The sequence below is a fragment of the Pseudomonas sp. 01L34 genome (genome assembly GCF_056400265.1).
Window position 1 is genome coordinate 47,094 of sequence record NZ_JBFTSX010000011.1, and the last position, 18,644, is coordinate 65,737.

The following is an 18,644-nucleotide window of genomic DNA, read 5'->3' on the forward strand; positions in this document are numbered from 1 at the left end:
ACGCGCCACCTGCGCAGTGTAGCGATTTGCATGCGGGCAATCTTCGTAAAATTGATGTCGTCATTCGTCGGTCAGTTCAATGCTTTGGCCCAGGGAGACAAACCTTGGGTTGCCCCTGGAGAGGCAATCTTGAATAATCAGCAATTGAGAATTATTTGCAGATACTCATGACTCCCATCGCGATTGGCCATCCTCGCATCCTCTCTATCGAAGACGATCCAGTGCTCGGTGCTTATGTTTATGAGCATCTGGGGCGCTGCGGTTTTCAGGTGACCTGGTGCCAGAACGGGCAGGAAGGCCTGGCGATTGCGCGCCAGCAGGCCTTCGATGTGGTGTTGATGGATATTCTGTTGCCGGGGCTCGATGGCCTGGCGGTGTTGACCCAATTGCGCCAGAGCCATTCCACGCCAGTGGTGCTGATGTCGGCGCTGGGTGCCGAGGCGGATCGCATCAGTGGTTTTCGCCTCGGGGCCGACGATTACCTGCCCAAGCCTTTCAGCATGGCCGAGTTGCGGGTGCGCATCGAAGCGATCCTGCGGCGGGTGGCGTTCGACCGTCGACCAGCGCCGATACCGACGCCCCCTGCGACGGACTGCCTGCGTTTTGACGATGAACTGGGCGAGGTCTTTTGTGGTGAACTCGCGGCCGGCCTGACCCGCAGCGAGTACCGCTTGCTGGACACGCTGAACCGCAACGACGATGAAGTGTTGAGCAAGGCGTTCCTTTATCAGCAGGTATTGCAGCGCGGTTATGCGCCCCATGACCGCAGCCTCGACATGCACATCAGTCAGATTCGCCGCAAGCTCAAGGCCATCGGTTACACCGAGCGTGAAGTGCGCACGGTGTGGGGCAAAGGGTACGTATTGAGTGCGGTCGATGAAGTGGTCTGACGCGCCGGGCCGCACGGTGGTCCTGCAACAGCAACTGCTGCACGATCTGTCCCACGAATTGCGCACGCCGCTCAGCCGGTTGCGGGTGGCCTGCGAAAGCGAGCAGGACCTGGAGCAATTGCGCGAGCGCATTAGCCGGGAAGTCGACGGCATGCAGCGCCTGGTCGAGGATGCGCTGCAACTGGCCTGGCTCGACACCGAGTGCACGTCTTTGCCCGATGAAGCGATCCAGGTCCAGGCCTTGTGGGAAATGCTCACGGAAAACGCTTGCTATGAAAGCAGCTGGCCGGCGAGTCAGTTGCACTGTGCGGTGGATGCCTCCTGCTGGGTGCGCGGCCATCTCAATACCCTGGCCCAGGCACTGGAAAACATTCTGCGCAATGCCATTCGTCATTCACCGCAGGGCGGTGCCGTGATGTTCGGTGGCCGGCGTGATGGCGACTTTTGGCACCTGTGGCTGGAGGACGAGGGCGGTGGAGTGGCTGACGAGGATCTTGAGCGAATCTTCTCGCCGTTCATCCGGCTCGACGGTTCACGGCCGGGGGATGGTGGGTTCGGATTGGGGTTGAGCATTGCGAGGAATGCGGTGCAGCGCCAGGGCGGGCGGCTTTGGGCGGAGAATGCAGGGCGGGGCTTACGGCTGAATATGCTGTTATTGGCTGATCTCCATGGCGACAATGATGACGCCCCCGCTCCCACAATTGATATGTGTCGACCACAAATTGCGTGATCAACCCCGGCCGCGAAGAGGCTTGCTGATTTTGCCGGAGCGTTCCCGTTATTTTGTACGACCTTTCTTAAAGGGTATCGCCGACACCTTAAGCCTGACTTGACGGAATAGACTCGCGTTTTTCCTCGTCCTCCAGGAGTTCGGTATGAATGCATCCAGCGTCCCCGGCAACGCACACGACGACCGTTTCAATGAAGTGCTTGCGCTGATTCAAAATGCCAAACAGCAGGCCATGCAGGCGGTGAATACCCAGTTGATCGAGCTGTATTGGCAGGTCGGTGCTTACATCAGCCGCAAGCTGGAACAGGCTGAGTGGGGCGATTCTGTGGTCAGCCAACTGGCTGAGCATCTGGCTCAGACTCAACCGGGGTTGCGCGGGTTTACCCGGTCGAACTTGTTTCGCATGCGCCAGTTCTATGAGACTTATCACGCTGAAGAGAAAGTCGCACCACTGGTGCGACAATTGTCCTGGTCGCATAACCTGATCATTTTCAGCCAGAGTAAACGGCCGGAAGAGCGGGAGTTCTACGTGCGTTTGGCAGTTCAGGAAAAATGGTCGAAGCGCGAACTAGAGCGTCAGTTCAAAACCGCACTGTTTGAACGAAGCGTGACCCAACCAGCAAAAATCTCAGCAGTGCTGAGACAAGCCCACCCGGCAGCGCTTGAGATATTCCGCGACGCCTACATGCTCGAGTTTCTCGACCTGCCGGGTGGCCATGCCGAAACTGATCTGCATAAAGGGTTGATGGCGCGCCTCAAAGAATTCCTGAGCGAGCTTGGCCGCGATTTCTGCTTTGTCGGTTCCGAGTATCCGCTTCAAGTGGGTGGGTGTGATTTTTCCCTGGACCTGCTGTTCTTCCACCGTGGCCTTAATTGTCTTGTAGCCATTGAGCTTAAGGTCGGTCGTTTTAAGCCGGAGTATTTGGGCAAGCTGAACTTCTATTTGGAAGCGCTGGATCGCAAGGAGCGCAAACCCCACGAAAACCCGGCCATCGGTGTGTTGCTCTGCGCCAGTAAGGATGACGAAGTGGTCGAATACGCCCTTAACCGCAGCCTGTCGCCAGCGTTGATCGCTGAATACCAGGTCCAGCTTCCGGACAAACAGCTGCTGCAGGCCAAATTGCATGAGTTTTATGCATTGAATATTGCACAAGGAGAAGAGGAGTGAACTGCTTATTCCCATAAGCCATAAGCCCCTTACTTTGCGTGATATGGCCTGCGCACGTTTGCCGGTATGATAGGCGCCCCCGCAGTCCGGATTGCGAATACGCCATGACCTTGCAGTACCCAACCATCGCCGATTGCGTCGGCAACACTCCGCTGGTCCGTTTGCAGCGCCTGCCTGGCGTCACCAGCAACACGCTTTTGCTCAAGCTCGAAGGGAACAACCCGGCGGGTTCGGTCAAGGATCGTCCGGCGCTGTCGATGATCACCCGCGCCGAATTGCGCGGGCAGATCCACGTCGGCGACACGCTGATCGAAGCGACTTCGGGTAACACCGGGATTGCCCTGGCCATGGCCGCCGCGATCAAGGGTTACAAGATGATCCTGATCATGCCGGACAACTCCAGCGCCGAGCGTAAAGCCGCGATGACGGCCTATGGCGCCGAGCTGATTCTGGTCAGCCAGGAAGAAGGCATGGAAGGCGCGCGCGACCTCGCCCAGCGAATGGAAGCCGAAGGCCGTGGCAAGGTGCTTGATCAGTTCGCCAACGGTGACAACCCCGAGGCGCACTACACCACCACCGGTCCGGAAATCTGGCGTCAGACCCAGGGCACCATCACGCATTTCGTCAGCTCGATGGGCACCACCGGCACCATCATGGGTGTCTCGCGCTACCTGAAAGAACAGAACGAGAACGTGCAGATCATCGGTCTGCAACCCATGGAAGGCTCGGCAATTCCGGGCATCCGCCGCTGGCCGCAGGAATACCTGCCAAAGATTTATCAGGCTGATCGCGTGGACCGGATCGTCGACATGGCGCAAAGCGAGGCCGAGGACGTGACCCGTCGTCTGGCGCGCGAAGAAGGCATTTTCTGCGGCGTGTCTTCGGGCGGTGCCGTGGCGGCGATGCTGCGCCTGTCCAAAGAAGTTGAAAACGCGGTGATTGTCGCGATCATCTGTGACCGTGGCGACCGTTACTTGTCGACCGGCATTTTCGACGCGCCCAACTGATGGCCAAGCAAGAGAGAGGCCTGCGCTTTCAGCCCACGGGCGGCAGCAAGGCCCCGCAAGTCCCGACCGGCAAAAAGCAGCGTTTGACCATCGAGCGCCTGGCTAATGACGGTCGCGGTATCGCATTTTTTGAAGGTCGCACCTGGTTCGTCATCGGCGCCTTGGCCGGTGAAGAGGTCGAGGCGCGGGTCTTGGGTGCCCACGGTAAAGTGGTCGAGGCGCGTACCGAGCGGGTGTTCCAGGCCAGCCAATTGCGCCGCCCGGCACCGTGCGCCCATGCCGGTCGCTGCGGTGGTTGCAGCGTGCAGCATCTGCCCCACAACGAACAACTCGCCCTGAAACAGCGCATGCTCGCCGAGCAATTGTCGCGGGTTGCCGGCGTCGAACCCGAAGAGTGGGCTGCGCCATTGAGCGGTCCTGAATTCGGCTACCGGCGTCGTGCCCGGGTGGCGGTGCGTTGGGACATGAAGGCGAAAAAACTCGAAGTCGGTTTCCGCGCTGCCGGCAGCCAGGACATCGTTGCCATCAACGAGTGCCCGGTGCTGGTACAGCCCTTGCAGCCGATCATGACCTGCTTGCCGGATATGCTGCGGCGCTTGAGCAAACCTCAGGCACTGGGGCATGTGGAATTGTTCAGCGGTTCGTCATTGGCGGTATTGCTGCGGCACATGGCGCCGTTGTCCGAAGCCGACATGACGATCCTCAAGGAATTCTGCGCGCTCCATGAGGCCCAGTTGTGGCTGCATGGCGACGGCGAGCCGCAACCGGTCGAGGCCGATCAGACCCTGGGCTATCGCCTTGAACCGTGGGACTTGAACCTGGCGTATCGGCCTGGAGATTTCATCCAGGTCAACGCCGGGGTCAACGAAGCGATGGTCGCTCAGGCGCTGGAATGGTTGGCGCCGAAAGCCGATGAGCGGGTTCTGGACCTGTTCTGCGGGTTGGGCAACTTTGCCTTGCCGCTGGCCAGGACCGTTCGTGAAGTGGTGGCGGTGGAAGGTGTGCAGGCCATGGTCGAGCGGGCCGCCGCGAACGCCGCTAGTAATAATTTGCATAACGCGAAATTTTTTCAGGCCGATTTATCCCAGCCTTTGGCTGATGCCGAATGGGCCAGCGAAGGCTTTTGTGCGGTACTCTTGGACCCACCTCGCGACGGTGCTTTCGAGGTGGTGCGCAAGCTTGCGTCCCTGGGTGCCGAACGATTGGTTTATGTGTCGTGCAACCCTGCAACTCTGGCGCGCGACACGGTCGAATTGATCAAGCAGGGCTACCGGTTAAAACGTGCCGGGATTCTCGATATGTTTCCTCAAACGGCGCATGTCGAGGCCATGGCGTTATTTGAAGCGAGCTAGGATGGCTCGTCTGGTCCGACTGACCGTCCGTGCCGCCACGCATCAGCCCGGCGGGGCGCCCGGACAATGAAGGTCAGCGATTTGACGCATTGAATCTGCGTCGTAGGGAAGGTAAAGCAAGATGGTACAGGTGAGAGCACACCAGCCGATCAACACTGACGGCAGTATCAATCTCGAGGCTTGGCTCGATCACGCGGTCAGTATCGATACGGCACTGGATCGCGAAGCCTTGAAAGAAGCCTGCGAGTTCGCTCGCGAGGCCGAACAACAAGCCAATGCGGCGAAAAACCTGTGGTCCGAAGGGACCTCGAGTTTCCGCACCGGCCTTGAGATCGCCGAGATTCTCGCCGACCTCAAACTCGATCAGGATTCGTTGGTCGCGGCAGTCTTGTACCGCGGCGTGCGCGAAGGCCAGATCCAGTTGCCGGCGGTCAGCCAGCGCTTCGGCCCGGTGGTCGCCAAACTGATTGACGGCGTGCAACGCATGGCGGCGATCAGCGACAGTCTGAGTCCGCGTAAATCCATGGTGATGGGCACCCAAGGCCAGGTGGAAAACCTGCGCAAGATGCTCGTGGCCATGGTCGACGACGTGCGCGTCGCGCTGATCAAACTGGCCGAGCGCACTTGTGCGATCCGTGCGGTAAAAACCGCCGATGACGAGAAGCGTAACCGCGTCGCCCGTGAAGTCTTCGACATCTACGCGCCGCTGGCTCACCGCCTCGGTATCGGTCATATCAAGTGGGAGCTGGAGGACTTGTCCTTCCGTTACCTCGAGCCCGACCAGTACAAGCAGATCGCCAAGTTGCTCCATGAGCGACGGCTGGATCGCGAGCGCTTCATCAGCGATGTGATGACCCAGCTCAAGAACGAGTTGCAGGCCACCGGCGTCGAGGCTGACATCAGCGGCCGTGCCAAACACATCTATTCGATCTGGCGCAAAATGCAGCGCAAGGGTCTGGAGTTCAGCCAGATCTACGACGTGCGCGCCGTTCGCGTGCTGGTGCCGGAAATGCGCGACTGCTACACCGCGCTCGGCATCGTCCACACCCTGTGGCGGCACATCCCGAAAGAATTCGACGACTACATCGCCAACCCGAAAGAGAATGGCTACCGCTCGCTGCACACCGCGGTAATCGGCCCTGAAGGCAAGGTACTGGAAGTGCAGATCCGCACCCACGCCATGCACGAAGAAGCCGAGCTGGGGGTTTGCGCGCACTGGCGATACAAGGGCACCGACGTCAAGTCCGGCTCGAACCACTACGAAGAGAAAATCTCCTGGCTGCGTCAGGTTCTCGAGTGGCACGAAGAGCTGGGCGATATCGGCGGCCTTGCCGAACAGCTGCGGGTCGATATCGAGCCGGACCGGGTTTATATCTTCACTCCTGACGGTCATGCCATCGACTTGCCGAAGGGCGCGACACCGCTGGACTTCGCTTACCGCGTGCACACCGAAATCGGTCACAACTGCCGCGGCGCCAAGATCAACGGGCGCATCGTGCCGCTCAACTACAGCCTGCAAACCGGTGAACAGGTCGAGATCATCACCAGCAAGCACGGCACCCCGAGCCGCGACTGGCTGAACCCGAACCTGGGCTATATCACCACGTCACGGGCGCGGGCGAAGATTGTTCACTGGTTCAAGCTGCAAGCCCGCGATCAGAACGTTGCGGCCGGTAAAACCTTGATCGAGCGCGAACTCAATCGCCTCGGCCTGCCGCAGGTGGATTTCGACAAGTTGGCCGAAAAGGCCAACATGAAGACCGCCGAGGACATGTTCGCTGCGTTGGGCGCAGGCGATTTGCGCCTGGCGCAACTGGTGAACCTGGCGCAGCAACTGGTCGAGCCGGAACGCGGCAACGAACAGCTGGAGCTGATCCCGCGCAAAGCCACCGGCTATAAACCGGGCAAGCGCGGCGATATCCAGATCCAGGGCGTCGGCAACCTGATGACCCAGATGGCCGGCTGCTGCCAGCCGTTGCCGGGGGACGCCATCGTCGGTTACATCACCCAGGGCCGTGGCGTGAGCATCCACCGTCAGGACTGCGCCTCGGTGCTGCAACTGGCCGGGCGCGAGCCGGAGCGGATCATCCAGGTCAGCTGGGGGCCGGTGCCGGTGCTCACCTATCCGGTGGACATCATCATTCGCGCTTACGACCGTTCCGGTCTGCTGCGTGACGTGTCGCAGGTGCTGCTCAACGAGCGGATCAACGTGCTGGCGGTCAACACCCGCTCGAACAAAGAGGACAACACTGCGTTGATGTCCCTGACCATCGAGATTCCGGGGCTGGATGCGCTGGGGCGGTTGCTGGGGCGGATCTCCCAGTTGCCGAACATCATCGAAACCCGCCGTAACCGCACACCGTAAGGCGTTCACTTTTTTGTGGCCGCCAAGCTTTTGTGGGGCTGGCTTGTCGGATCGCGGCGGTGCGGCGATCCGACAAGCCAGGTTCCCACAGGTTCTCGCAGAGATTGATTGATGTATTCACTTGAAGACCTGCTGCACCTGATGAACCGTCTGCGCGACCCGCAGTACGGCTGCCCGTGGGACATCAAGCAAACCTACGCCACCATCGTCCCGCACACCCTGGAAGAAGCCTACGAAGTTGCCGATGCTATTGAACGCGGCGATTTCGATCACTTGCAGGGTGAGTTGGGCGACTTGTTGTTCCAGGTGGTTTATTACAGCCAACTGGCTCGGGAAGAAGGGCGCTTCGAATTCGCTGGCGTGGTCGACAGCATCACGCGCAAGTTGATCCGCCGTCATCCTCACGTATTTCCCACCGGGGATCTGTACGCGCCGCTGGACGTCCCGCGTCTGAATGAAGAGCAGGTCAAGCAACGCTGGGAAGAGATCAAGGCCGAAGAACGCGCCGAGAAGTCTTCGGCGCCGGAGCAGTTGTCCTTGCTCGATGACGTACCCGCGGCACTGCCGGCGTTGTCCCGTTCGGCAAAACTGCAGAAGCGCGCAGGGCAGGTCGGGTTCGATTGGCCGGACGCCTTGCCGGTGCTCGACAAGGTTCGCGAAGAGCTCGATGAAGTGCTTGAAGCCATGGCCGACAATGACTCGGCGGCGATTGCCGATGAAGTCGGTGACTTGCTGTTTTCCGTGGTCAATCTGGCGCGTCACCTCAAGGTCGATCCGGAAACCGCACTGCGTGGCGCGAACACAAAATTTGAAAGACGCTTCCGATTTATCGAACAGGCATTGCGCGACACCCACCGTCCCATAGAAGATTGCACCCTCGAAGAGTTGGACGCCTTGTGGGGCGAAGCCAAACGTCAGGAAAAGAATTTGCCCAGCTGCGGCTGAGCTGTTGCCTAAGTGAGTAAGCACCATGAGCCTTTCCCTTCGCGACCAGTTGCTCAAAGCAGGGCTGGTCAACCAAAAGCAGGCCAAACAGGTCGGCAAAGAAAAACAGAAACAACAGCGTCTGGCCCACAAAGGCCAGATCGAACTTGATGACTCCCAGCAGCGTGCGGCTCAGGAAGCCATGGCCGAGAAGGTCAAGCGCGACCAGGAGCTCAATCGTCAGCAGCAGGAGAAGGCCGAGCAGAAGGCCCGAGCCGCCCAGGTCAAGCAATTGATCGAAGTCTCGCGCCTGCCCAAGCTGAACACCGAGGACTACTACAACTTCGTCGACGACAAAAAGGTCAAGCGTATCTCCGTCAACACCCTGATGCGCAACAAGCTCAGCAGCGGTTCCCTGGCGATCGTGCATCACGCTGGCGGTTATGAAGTGATCCCTCGTGAAGCGGCCCTGAAGATTCAGGAGCGCGACCCACAGCGCATCGTGCAGCTGAATGTGAAGACAGAAGAAGTCAGCACCGAAGACGATCCGTACGCGGCCTATCAGATTCCTGACGATCTGATGTGGTAAGCCGTTAGCAGCTGCAACAACGACAAACCCCGCTCATGGCGGGGTTTGTCATTTTCAATGCGGTGGTTATGCAGAACGCGCTTCGCGTTGCTGCTCCAGTGATTCCAGTTCGGCCTTGTATTGGTGGGCTTCGGTCTCGGAATGGAACATCCCGACCAGCAGGTCTTGTTGATGTACATCCCAGATGCGGATACCGGCGGCGATGCCTTCATGGGACATATGTGAATCGTCGCGTTCAGTTACTTTTACAGTCATCTGCTAGCTCCAATCTCTGTTATCTGCAGCAAGGCGTGTGCAGGCCTTTGTTATAAGTTTTGTTAGCTGGCTAAGTAAACGACTGAAATCGGTAACGGACTTTTTCAAAAACGGAGAAAGTGCTGCAGCCCGCGAAATACGCGACATTCAGTCGCAGGCTGTTGAGTTCCATGACAAATGTTTCATGTCTAAAGGGCTGTCTGGCCGTAGATAAAACCTGGCCAAAAAAAAACGCCCCGAACCAGTCGGGGCGTTTTTATGTGTGGCGTAGGCGGGGTATTACTTACCCTGCCAGCGCTTCAGTACCAGCGTGGCGTTGGTGCCACCGAAGCCGAAGCTGTTGCTCATCACGGTGTTGATGGTGGCGTCTTCGCGAGTCTTGGTCAGGATTGGCATGTCTGCCACTTCCGGGTCCAGTTCGTCGATGTTGGCGGAACCCGCCATGAAGTTGCCTTCCATCATCAGCATGCAGTAGATCGCTTCGTGAACGCCGGCGGCGCCCAGGGAGTGACCCGACAGGCTCTTGGTGGAGCTGATGGCCGGAGCGTTGTCGCCGAACACTTCACGCACACCTTTCATTTCCATCACGTCGCCGACCGGAGTCGAGGTGCCGTGGGTGTTCAGGTAGTCGATCGGTGCGTCAACGGTGGACATGGCCATCTGCATGCAGCGGATGGCGCCTTCGCCGCTTGGAGCGACCATGTCGTAGCCGTCGGAGGTCGCGCCGTAGCCAACGATTTCCGCGTAGATCTTCGCGCCGCGGGCCAGAGCGTGTTCCAGCTCTTCGACCACGACCATGCCGCCACCGCCGGCGATGACGAAACCGTCACGCTTGGCGTCGTAGGCACGGGAAGCTTTTTCCGGGGTTTCGTTGTATTGGCTGGACAGGGCGCCCATGGCGTCGAACAGGAACGACTGGCTCCAGTGCTCTTCTTCACCGCCGCCGGCGAATACGATGTCCTGCTTGCCCATCTGGATCTGTTCCATGGCGGTACCGATGCAGTGAGCACTGGTGGCGCAGGCAGAAGCGATGGAGTAGTTCAGGCCCTTGATCTTGAACGGGGTGGCCAGGCAAGCGGAAACAGTGCTGCTCATGGTCCGCGTTACGCGGTATGGGCCGACGCGCTTGACGCCTTTCTCGCGCAGGATGTCCAGCGCTTCCATCTGGTTCAGCGTGGAGGCGCCACCGGAACCGGCGATCAGGCCGGTACGCGGGTTGGAAACTTGCTCTTCGGTCAGGCCGGAGTCTGCGATGGCATCTTTCATGGCCAGGTAGGCGTAAGCCGCCGCGTGGCCGACGAAGCGATAGATCTTGCGATCGATCAGCTCTTCGAGGGGAAGGTCAATGGAGCCGGAAACCTGGCTACGCAGACCCATTTCGGCATATTCCGGGTTGAACCGGATGCCAGGGCGGCTTGCACGCAGGTTAGCGGAGACGGTCTCTTTGTCATTGCCCAGGCACGAAACGATGCCCAGACCAGTGATAACGACGCGGCGCATGCGGATAACCCTTAGAAGTTGTCAGTGGAGGTGAAAACGCCGACCCGAAGGCCTTCGGCGGTATAGATTTCGCGGCCGTCGACAGTCACGGAACCATCGGCGATGGCCATGTTCAGTTTGCCTTTGAGGACGCGTTTGATATGGATGTTATAGGTGACTTTCTTGGCGGTCGGCAGTACCTGGCCAAAGAATTTCACTTCGCCCGAACCCAGGGCGCGACCGCGGCCCGGCAGGCCTTGCCAGCCGAGGAAGAAACCGACCAGTTGCCACATGGCATCGAGGCCCAGGCAGCCCGGCATCACCGGATCACCTTCGAAGTGGCAGGCGAAGAACCACAGGTCTGGAGTGATATCCAGCTCGGCGACCAATTCACCTTTGCCGTACTTGCCACCCTCTTCGGAGATCAGGGTGATGCGATCGACCATCAGCATGTTCGGGGCGGGCAGTTGCGCGTTACCCGGGCCGAACAGCTCACCACGACTGCAGCGCAGCAGGTCTTCCCGGGTAAAGGCGTTTTGTTTGGTCATGCGAGCTCCTCAATAGTCCATGCGGCAGGGGGGCGAATCTTCCCGGCCGATCGAAGCGTTCATGCCTCGAGTCAGCAGCCTACTCATAGACTATTGCGTTGTAGTGAAAGTCACAGTACCAAGGACATGAATGTACACTTGTGCACTGAAATTATTATTCAAGCCCCTTTTAGGGCCTGTTCGGGTGCCTAAGACTGCCGCACTTTCGTCTTTCACGCCAGTCGCAGATCGTCGAAAGGCCTGCACTACTGCACCCAACGCTGCAGAATTTGCTGCAGATCAGTGCGTTTAAAGGGCTTGGCCAGGTAATCGTTCATTCCCGCGGACAAACAGGCTTCACGATCGCCCTGCAAGGCGTTGGCCGTCAGGGCAATGATCGGCACGTCAGCGCAGCCGGGCAGTTGGCGAATCTGTCGGGTGGCCTCGTAGCCGTCAATGACCGGCAGTCGGCAATCCATCAGAATCGCTTCGAAAATCAGGCTCTCGGCGCTGCGCACCGCTTGTGCACCATCGGTGACGACGCTGACAGTAAAGCCCAGGCTGCGCAACATTGCTTCAATGACGGTGCGGTTGACCGGGTTGTCTTCCACCAGCAACACATTGCGACCTTCGCCGTGGCCATTGCCGGTATGTACTCGCGGCGTCAGCACCGGCAACGACTGCTTATACAGCGCCAAAGGAATTTCCAGGGTGAACACCGAGCCGACGCCTTCTTCGCTTTGAGCACGCAAGGTGCCGCCCATTCGTTCTGCCAGAGTGCGGGCAATCGGCAGCCCCAGCCCGGTGCCACCGTAACGTCTTGAAATAGTACTGTCGGCCTGCTGGAACGCGTTGAACATCAATTCCAGGCTTTCGGCCGGGATGCCGATCCCGCTGTCGCGCACGGTGCAGGTGAACCACAGCAATTCGTGATCCAGCGACTGCCACTGCGGTTCGATCGTGACGCGGCCCCGTTCGGTGAATTTCAGCGCATTGCCGACCAGGTTGACCAGGATCTGCCGGATCCGCGTCGGGTCGCCCTGAACCTGCAGGGCGCGCATGTCCTCGGGGATCTGCAGTTGCAGGTCAAGCCCACGTTGCACTGCGCTGTGCTGGAACGACTGGGCGCAACTGGTGATCAGGTCCGCGAGGTTGAATGCAATGTGCTCCAGCTCCAGTTCCGAGCGTTCGATGCGCGAGAAGTCGAGAATGTCGTTGATCACTTTGAGCAGGTGTTCAGTCGATTCAGAAGCCAGCGCGGCGTACTCGATCTGTTCCTCGGTCATCGCGGTGGTTTCCAGCAGTTGCAGCATGCCCAGCACGCCATTCATCGGCGTGCGCAGCTCATGGCTCATCATCGCCAGGAAATCGGATTTGGCGTTGTTGGCCTTTTCCGCTTCCTCGCGGGTCTGGATCAATTGCGCCATGGCCTGATGCTGTTCGCGGCTGGCTTGTTCAAGGCCCTGGGCAAGGTTGTTGATGTGTTGTGACAGGGCGCCCAGTTCGGTGTCATCGACAATCGGCAGGGGCGTTTTGTAGTCGCCTTTCTGGATCGCCTTGACCGCATTGCCGATGTCATGGATCGGTTGCGACAGGCTGCTGGCCAGACGCCGAGCCAGCAGAAAGGTAAACAGCAGGGCGAACAGGGCCAGGATCCCGGCCTTGAACAGGATTTCCTGCTGGCGCTGGTTGAAGGCGTCATTGGACAGACCAACGATCACCCGGCCCAGGTAATCCTCTCCCGGCTTCGTGGGGGCGGTGCGGCTGTTCTGGAAGAAGTCATTGTTGAGCGCGATGCGTTGCAGCCGCACCGGTGCCTGGAACACTTCGACCTGGTGCGAACGATTGTGGGCTTCCGACGGTTGTTCGACGTACACCAGAACCCGGTTGGTGCTGTCCTGAACCTCCAGAAAACGCACATTGGGCGTGGCCAGGGTGGCTTTGAGCAAACTCTCGAGCACGTCGTTATTACCCGAGATCACCCCGTATTCGGTGGCCGGCGCCAGTTGGTTGGCGATCAGTTGACCGGTGTGGTTGAGCTCCTGGCGCAGGTCCTGGATTCGCACGAAGGTGAAGAAACTGATCAGCAGCAACGTCAGCAGCAGCGCCGGGCCGAGGCTGATGATCTGGGTACGGGTATTGATGTCCCAACCGCTATGGAAGGTCATGGGCGATGTTCTCCTTCGGCCAGCTGTGTTGCGACAGAGGCTTCATTCATCGGTTCAATGCTTAATGAACGAGCCACTTGCGGGTTGCTCAAGACCTTGAAGTGCTGCGGATAAAGGGTGCGCGGCCAGGTGCTGGAGGGGCGGTCGAGCAGTTCGTCGAGAATCTTCAGCCAATCGCTCTGGTCGCTGTAGGTGCTGGCGAGGCTGCCCGCCCTGACGAAGGCGGCATTGGGACCGATCAGCGGCAGCTGCCGTGCGTAGCTGCTGAGCAGCAGGTTTTTCACGGTTTTGGGGTTGTACAGATCAGGATCATCCAGGCCCAGCAGCACATCGCTGTTTTTCAGCAGGGCCTGCAACGGGCGACTGTCATTGGTGTTGTCCCAACGCTCGGTGACCACTTCAAGGCCCAGGGGCAGGGCTGCCTGATGCAGTTCCTTCAGCAGGAATTCGCTGTGGCTGTCGAACAGCACGCCGACCCGTCGAGCCTCGGGCAGGACGAGTCGGGTCAGGCGCAATTGTCGATCCAGCGGCGGATCGCTCCAGAGCAGGCTCAGGTGCGGTGGCGAAACATCGCCAAAGCGTTGGTGGGCTTGCAGACGGCTGATGCGCAGCACCAGCGTTGCCGGGCCTTGGGCGTCTTGCAGGCGCCAGTCGAGGCTTTGCAAGTCGAGCAGAATCAGGCGGGTGCTCGCAGGCAGTTGGCCGGGTGCCGGCAAGCTGGCGACCGGCTGGAAACGCACGCTGTCGGTGGGGCGCAACTCGCTCAGGGCCTGGACGAAAGACTGCACGCCAGGGCTGTCGTCGGCGCCGGTCAGCAGAATGTCGGCGGCCCGGGCCGGCAGATTGCACAGCAGCCCGGCAAACACCAGGCACAGCCCGGCCAGCAGGCGGCCAAGGGTTGGCGTCTTCCGTGGCAGGCAATACGGCATCTTAAAACTCCAGCTCCGCGCTGAAGTAGAGCACCCGGCGTTCGTCGTAGTTGTTGTCGACGAAAGTGGTGGGCTGATTGTCGAGGCGTTGCTGGAGGATCCCGGCCAGCTCCAGATTGGCCTTGCCCAAGCCGATACGTTTGGCGAGGCGGGTGTCGACCCGTTCGAAGCGGTAACCGTTGAGGGCGTCGGCGCCATAGTAGAAGAGCGCGCTGTTCCAGCCCTGGCCCCAGTTGCGCAGCCAACCGGCGGAGCCGCTGTTGCGCGCCGTTTGTTGTGCATCCAGCGGGTTGCTCGCCTCGGCATCGACATAGGCGTACGTCAGGCGCAGACGATCGGTGCTGCTGACGCGCCAGTCCAGTTGGGTTTCCGTCCCTGAGAATCGTGAGCTGTTCGAGTTGCTGGCAATGTACTGATTGTTGCGCAGCGGTTCGCTGATCATGCCGTTGATTTCGTCGTAGAACAGCTTCACATCGACCGTCAGCCCCCAGTCTGTGAAGTAGCCGTTGTAGCCCAATTCCCGGGAACGCATGCGTTCCTGTTCGAGGTCACCCGGGCCACGGGTCCTGACGAAATAGCGGGCGCTGGTCTGGCCATAGGCACTGGGTTGCAGGTTGGTCACCTGGTAACTCCAGTTGACGCTGTTCTCGAACATGTCCGGCGAGCGGACGGCTTCCGAATACACCGCGCGCAAACCGTGGCGCGGGTTGATCAGATAGTTGACCGCCAGTCGCGGGGTCAGTGAACTGCCGGTCAATTGCGTGTCTTCGAACATCGCCCCGCCTTGCAGCAACCAGTGCTCGGTGGCGCGCCACTCGAGTTGGCCGAACGCCCGCCAAGTGGTGTCGTCGAGTGTGCCATTGAAGTAGGTCTCGGAATCGGCCCGGTCGTAACGATAGTTCATGCCGCTGACCAGCCGCAGCGTGTCGGACAGGCTGAGGGTGTCTTGCAGTTCGAGGTCGTAGCGCGACTCTCGGGCACTCTGGTCGATGTCGCCGCACAGCGTTTTGTTCGCGCCGTTTCGCCATTGCGCCAAAACCTGATTGGCCAGGTCTTGTTCTGCCGCTGTACCGGGGGGCGCGCCGGTGAAACGAGCGATGTTGCGCGCCAGGCGTTCGGTGTAATTGGGATTGAGGTGCCAAAGTTGGGTCAGCTCCGGGCTGAACGAGATCTCGGCATCGCAGGCACGCCAAGTCTGCTGACGATCCCAGTGTTGCGCCGAGCCTTGAATATAAAGGCTGTGATCAGGGTTGATGTCCAGGTTCCAGCGCAGCGAGCCGGCGTAGTCCTTGGCGATGACGTCGGAATTGTTCCCAGCGGCGGTAATCCCTGAGAACACCGGGCTGTAGGTATAGGGCCGCTGGTTGGTCCCGTCCTTGGCGTTCAGTTGCCAATCGATGCTCTGATTCTCATTGAGCGTCTGGCTGACGGCGAGGCTGAAGCGATTCAAACGACGGTTGTCGCGATAATCGGCGCCGGTGCGGTCCGAGTCGAACCCATCGTCTTGTTGGCCGGACAGCGACAGGCGCAAGTCGCCGCTGTCCCAGCCCATACCCTGGCTGGCGTAGAAATCGTTGATGCCGCGTTGGCCTCGGGTGATTTTCAGCCGCGTGCCGTGGCTGTCGGCCGGTTTGCGGGTGATGATATTGACCACCGCCATCAGCGCGTTGGCGCCGTAGCTGACGGTGTTCGGGCCACGGAAAACCTCGATGCGCTCGATGTCTTCCATGGCCACCGGAATATCACTCCAGTCCACCGTGGCCAGGCCCGCGCGGTACACCGAGCGGCCGTCGATCAGCACTTGCATGCGCCGCGCTTCGCTGGCGTTGGTGCCGTGGTAGTTCACCGCTGCCTGGTTGCCGCTGATATTGCCGACCATCATCCCCGGCACCAGCCGCAGCAACTCACTGATGTCCCGCGCGCCGCTGGCGTTGATCAGTTCGCTGTCGATCACCGTCATGCTGCCCGGCACGGCCGCCGGCGACTGCTTCAGGCGCGTCGCGGTGAGCACTTGCGGCAACGGACCGTTGTCCAGGAACAGGTCGTCGGCCAGCAATGGCGAGCTGAACATCAGCGCCAGCACCAGTGGCGAGCGAGGAGAGGGAGAGCCAAAAGACACGGCACGGCCTTGATAGCGATTAATTGGCGCGCATGTTAACCGAGCGCAATGACTTTTCCAGTCACGTTGTGGGCATTTTCCTCGGTTTTCTTGGTCTTCTTCCTACAAGTGCCGGTAATTGATGTCGGGGCTGGCCGCGACTGGGCCGCTCCGTATAATGCGGGCATCGCCACTGGTATGGATTAACGGATTGCATATGACTGAACAGCGCCCAATTGCGGTCCTGGGAGGCGGAAGTTTTGGTACCGCCGTGGCTAATCTGCTGGCCGAGAACGGGCATCAGGTGCGGCTGTGGATGCGTGACCCCGAGCAGGCGGAGGCCATTCGGGTCAATCGCGAGAACCCGCGTTACCTCAAAGGCATCAAGATTCTTCCGGCGGTGGAGGCGGTCACAGACCTGCAAGCCACGCTGGAAGCCTGCGACCTGTGCTTCGTCGCGTTGCCCTCCAGCGCGCTGCGCTCGGTGCTGGCGCCTTACGCTCAGCTTTTGAGCGGCAAAATGCTGGTGAGCCTGACCAAAGGCATCGAAGCCCATACGTTCAAGCTGATGAGCCAGATTCTTGAAGACATCGCCCCGCAAGCGCGCATCGGCGTGCTGTCGGGGCCGAACCTGGCCCGTGAAATCGCCGAACACGCGCTGACTGCCACGGTAGTCGCCAGCGAAGACGAAGACCTTTGCCAGCAGGTTCAGGCCGCGCTGCATGGCCGGACCTTTCGCGTATACGCCAGCGCCGACCGCTTTGGCGTGGAGCTGGGCGGGGCGCTGAAAAACGTTTACGCCATCATCGCCGGCATGGCAGTGGCGTTGGGCATGGGCGAAAACACCAAGAGCATGCTGATTACCCGGGCACTGGCGGAAATGACCCGCTTCGCGGTCAGTCAGGGTGCCAACCCGATGACGTTCCTGGGGTTGGCGGGCGTCGGCGATTTGATCGTCACCTGCTCATCGCCTAAAAGCCGCAATTATCAGGTCGGGTTTGCCCTCGGCCAGGGCTTGAGCCTGGAGGATGCGGTGACGCGTCTGGGCGAAGTGGCCGAAGGCGTGAACACCCTCAAGGTGCTCAAGGCCAAGGCTCAGGAGGTCGGCGTGTATATGCCGCTGGTCGCCGGATTGCACGCGATCCTGTTCGAAGGGCGCACGCTGGATCAGGTGATTGGGTTGTTGATGCGTGGCGAACCGAAAACCGACGTGGACTTTATTTCCCCCAGTGGTTTCTAAGCACTTAACCGATACGAGCAGGGAGCGAGACAGACATGAACGATCCGAAAGTAGAAGAAGGCAAGTACGAATCCATCCTGCTGCGGGTGCTGTGGATGATTGTCTACGTGCTGGTCTGGCAAGTGGCGCAATTGATCCTCGGCGCAGTGGTGCTGGTGCAGCTGATCTATCGTTTGATATATGGCGCACCGAGCGCCAGCCTGATGAATTTCGGCGACAGCCTGAGCCAGTTTCTGGCGCAGATCGGTCGTTTCGGCAGCTTTCACAGCGACCAGAAGCCCTGGCCGTTCGCCGACTGGCCAGCGCCGCGTACACCGGAAGGTGAAGCCCCGCACGTTGTGGCGCCGGCGCCGCATCCGGCCCGAGATGAGGAACCGAAACTATGAAACTCTGGGTATTGCGTCATGGTGAAGCCGAACCTCACGGTACCCGTCCGGACTCCGAGCGGGCCCTGACCGATAAGGGGCGCAAAGAGGTGAAGCGCATCGCGGCCAAATTGAAGGGCAAACACCTGACTGCCATTTATGCCAGCCCTTACCTGCGAGCGCAGGAGACCGCAATGCTGGTGCGTAAGGAGCTGGGTTTTGCACCGGAGATTCGCACCGTCGAATGGCTGACGCCCGACAATAATCCGCAAGCAGTGGCAGAGCAGTTGGTTTCCGTGGATCACGCACTGCTGGTCAGCCACAACCCGCTGGTCGGTAACCTGCTGGGCTATTTGCAGCATGGTCACGTGCAAGACCCGGAGCGGGTCGGCACCGCCGGACTGGCGGAGCTTGAGGGCGATGAACTGCTGGTTGGGGCGATGAAGCTCAACGGCATCAAAACCCCGTAACCGGCTCCCACAGGACGCTGATTTTTGTGTGAAATAGTCAACCAAGCACTTGCTTGGTTGACTACGCTTGCTCCAGACCAGAAATATG

16 protein-coding genes and 1 pseudogene are annotated in these 18,644 nt (G+C 59.8%); 11 read left to right on the top strand and 6 right to left on the bottom strand.

The annotated features are described in order from the left end of the window. Positions 1-167: 167 nt before the first annotated feature. From AC1DQM_RS27625 to AC1DQM_RS27660, 8 genes and pseudogenes are all read left to right on the top strand, one after another. Positions 168-890 (top strand): response regulator transcription factor, encoded by a 723-nt coding sequence (locus tag AC1DQM_RS27625; RefSeq protein WP_433785521.1) that lies wholly within the window; start codon positions 168-170, stop codon positions 888-890. Between the two features lie 13 nt (positions 891-903). Beyond that, positions 904-1,620 (top strand): annotated as a pseudogene (locus AC1DQM_RS27630) (sensor histidine kinase); the annotation flags it as partial. Positions 1,621-1,765: 145 nt separating this feature from the next. Further along, complete coding sequence (locus AC1DQM_RS27635) at positions 1,766-2,788, top strand: PDDEXK nuclease domain-containing protein (protein ID WP_018926293.1); 1,023 nt, start codon at positions 1,766-1,768, stop codon at positions 2,786-2,788. A gap of 104 nt (positions 2,789-2,892) precedes the next feature. Next, positions 2,893-3,795 (top strand): cysteine synthase CysM, encoded by a 903-nt coding sequence (cysM, locus tag AC1DQM_RS27640; protein WP_018926292.1) that lies wholly within the window; start codon positions 2,893-2,895, stop codon positions 3,793-3,795. Continuing rightward, a complete protein-coding gene (rlmD, locus tag AC1DQM_RS27645; protein WP_192379495.1) occupies positions 3,795-5,147 on the top strand; it encodes a 23S rRNA (uracil(1939)-C(5))-methyltransferase RlmD in 1,353 nt (450 codons plus the stop codon). The genes cysM and rlmD overlap by 1 nt, the downstream gene beginning before the upstream one ends. Before the next feature lie 121 nt (positions 5,148-5,268). Then, positions 5,269-7,512 carry a GTP diphosphokinase gene (relA, locus tag AC1DQM_RS27650; protein WP_018926290.1) on the top strand — a complete coding sequence of 748 codons (2,244 nt, stop codon included), beginning with the start codon at positions 5,269-5,271 and terminating at the stop codon, positions 7,510-7,512. Between the two features lie 111 nt (positions 7,513-7,623). After that, on the top strand, positions 7,624-8,457 hold the full coding sequence (gene mazG / locus AC1DQM_RS27655) for a nucleoside triphosphate pyrophosphohydrolase (protein WP_018926289.1): 834 nt from the start codon (positions 7,624-7,626) through the stop codon (positions 8,455-8,457). Positions 8,458-8,482: 25 nt separating this feature from the next. After that, the gene (locus AC1DQM_RS27660; RefSeq protein ID WP_018926288.1) at positions 8,483-9,025 is read left to right on the top strand and encodes a DUF2058 domain-containing protein; all 543 of its coding nucleotides are present in this window, start codon (positions 8,483-8,485) and stop codon (positions 9,023-9,025) included. 66 nt (positions 9,026-9,091) lie between these two features. Here the strand turns inward: AC1DQM_RS27660 and AC1DQM_RS27665 are convergent, their stop codons facing one another. The 6 genes from AC1DQM_RS27665 to AC1DQM_RS27690 form a co-directional block, all read right to left on the bottom strand. Beyond that, complete coding sequence (locus tag AC1DQM_RS27665; RefSeq protein ID WP_018926287.1) at positions 9,092-9,280, bottom strand: hypothetical protein; 189 nt, start codon at positions 9,278-9,280, stop codon at positions 9,092-9,094. 279 nt (positions 9,281-9,559) lie between these two features. Beyond that, positions 9,560-10,780 (bottom strand): beta-ketoacyl-ACP synthase I, encoded by a 1,221-nt coding sequence (gene fabB / locus AC1DQM_RS27670; protein WP_007937568.1) that lies wholly within the window; start codon positions 10,778-10,780, stop codon positions 9,560-9,562. 11 nt (positions 10,781-10,791) lie between these two features. Next, entirely contained in the window at positions 10,792-11,307 is a 516-nt protein-coding gene (gene fabA, locus AC1DQM_RS27675) for a 3-hydroxyacyl-[acyl-carrier-protein] dehydratase FabA (protein ID WP_018926285.1), read from the bottom strand. A 245-nt stretch (positions 11,308-11,552) separates the two neighbouring features. Continuing rightward, entirely contained in the window at positions 11,553-13,454 is a 1,902-nt protein-coding gene (locus AC1DQM_RS27680) for an ATP-binding protein (protein WP_477747122.1), read from the bottom strand. Beyond that, on the bottom strand, positions 13,451-14,383 hold the full coding sequence (locus AC1DQM_RS27685) for an ABC transporter substrate-binding protein (protein WP_111455163.1): 933 nt from the start codon (positions 14,381-14,383) through the stop codon (positions 13,451-13,453). The genes AC1DQM_RS27680 and AC1DQM_RS27685 overlap by 4 nt, the downstream gene beginning before the upstream one ends. A gap of 1 nt (position 14,384) precedes the next feature. Further along, positions 14,385-16,502, bottom strand: coding sequence for a TonB-dependent receptor plug domain-containing protein (locus AC1DQM_RS27690; protein ID WP_192350862.1), 2,118 nt, complete (start codon positions 16,500-16,502; stop codon positions 14,385-14,387). A gap of 196 nt (positions 16,503-16,698) precedes the next feature. On the opposite strand from AC1DQM_RS27690, the gene AC1DQM_RS27695 reads away from it, so the two are divergent. From AC1DQM_RS27695 to sixA, 3 genes are read left to right on the top strand one after another with little or no spacing between them, the layout of a single operon-like run. Beyond that, entirely contained in the window at positions 16,699-17,721 is a 1,023-nt protein-coding gene (locus AC1DQM_RS27695; protein WP_018926281.1) for an NAD(P)H-dependent glycerol-3-phosphate dehydrogenase, read from the top strand. 35 nt (positions 17,722-17,756) lie between these two features. Further along, positions 17,757-18,107, top strand: coding sequence for a DUF4389 domain-containing protein (locus AC1DQM_RS27700; RefSeq protein ID WP_018926280.1), 351 nt, complete (start codon positions 17,757-17,759; stop codon positions 18,105-18,107). Further along, complete coding sequence (gene sixA / locus AC1DQM_RS27705; protein WP_018926279.1) at positions 18,104-18,556, top strand: phosphohistidine phosphatase SixA; 453 nt, start codon at positions 18,104-18,106, stop codon at positions 18,554-18,556. Before AC1DQM_RS27700 ends, sixA begins: the two co-directional genes overlap by 4 nt. Positions 18,557-18,644 lie beyond the last annotated feature (88 nt).

Excerpts from the sequence above, each read along its gene's own strand:
- rlmD (WP_192379495.1), top strand. The coding sequence starts at position 3,795 with ATGGCCAAGCAAGAGAGAGGCCTGCGCTTTCAGCCCACGGGCGGCAGC.
- mazG (WP_018926289.1), top strand. The coding sequence starts at position 7,624 with ATGTATTCACTTGAAGACCTGCTGCACCTGATGAACCGTCTGCGCGAC.
- AC1DQM_RS27625 (WP_433785521.1), top strand. The coding sequence starts at position 168 with ATGACTCCCATCGCGATTGGCCATCCTCGCATCCTCTCTATCGAAGAC.
- AC1DQM_RS27680 (WP_477747122.1), bottom strand. The coding sequence starts at position 13,454 with ATGACCTTCCATAGCGGTTGGGACATCAATACCCGTACCCAGATCATC.
- AC1DQM_RS27665 (WP_018926287.1), bottom strand. The coding sequence starts at position 9,280 with ATGACTGTAAAAGTAACTGAACGCGACGATTCACATATGTCCCATGAA.
- fabB (WP_007937568.1), bottom strand. The coding sequence starts at position 10,780 with ATGCGCCGCGTCGTTATCACTGGTCTGGGCATCGTTTCGTGCCTGGGC.
- fabA (WP_018926285.1), bottom strand. The coding sequence starts at position 11,307 with ATGACCAAACAAAACGCCTTTACCCGGGAAGACCTGCTGCGCTGCAGT.
- relA (WP_018926290.1), top strand. The coding sequence starts at position 5,269 with ATGGTACAGGTGAGAGCACACCAGCCGATCAACACTGACGGCAGTATC.
- AC1DQM_RS27700 (WP_018926280.1), top strand. The coding sequence starts at position 17,757 with ATGAACGATCCGAAAGTAGAAGAAGGCAAGTACGAATCCATCCTGCTG.
- AC1DQM_RS27660 (WP_018926288.1), top strand. The coding sequence starts at position 8,483 with ATGAGCCTTTCCCTTCGCGACCAGTTGCTCAAAGCAGGGCTGGTCAAC.
- AC1DQM_RS27635 (WP_018926293.1), top strand. The coding sequence starts at position 1,766 with ATGAATGCATCCAGCGTCCCCGGCAACGCACACGACGACCGTTTCAAT.
- AC1DQM_RS27685 (WP_111455163.1), bottom strand. The coding sequence starts at position 14,383 with ATGCCGTATTGCCTGCCACGGAAGACGCCAACCCTTGGCCGCCTGCTG.
- AC1DQM_RS27695 (WP_018926281.1), top strand. The coding sequence starts at position 16,699 with ATGACTGAACAGCGCCCAATTGCGGTCCTGGGAGGCGGAAGTTTTGGT.
- cysM (WP_018926292.1), top strand. The coding sequence starts at position 2,893 with ATGACCTTGCAGTACCCAACCATCGCCGATTGCGTCGGCAACACTCCG.
- sixA (WP_018926279.1), top strand. The coding sequence starts at position 18,104 with ATGAAACTCTGGGTATTGCGTCATGGTGAAGCCGAACCTCACGGTACC.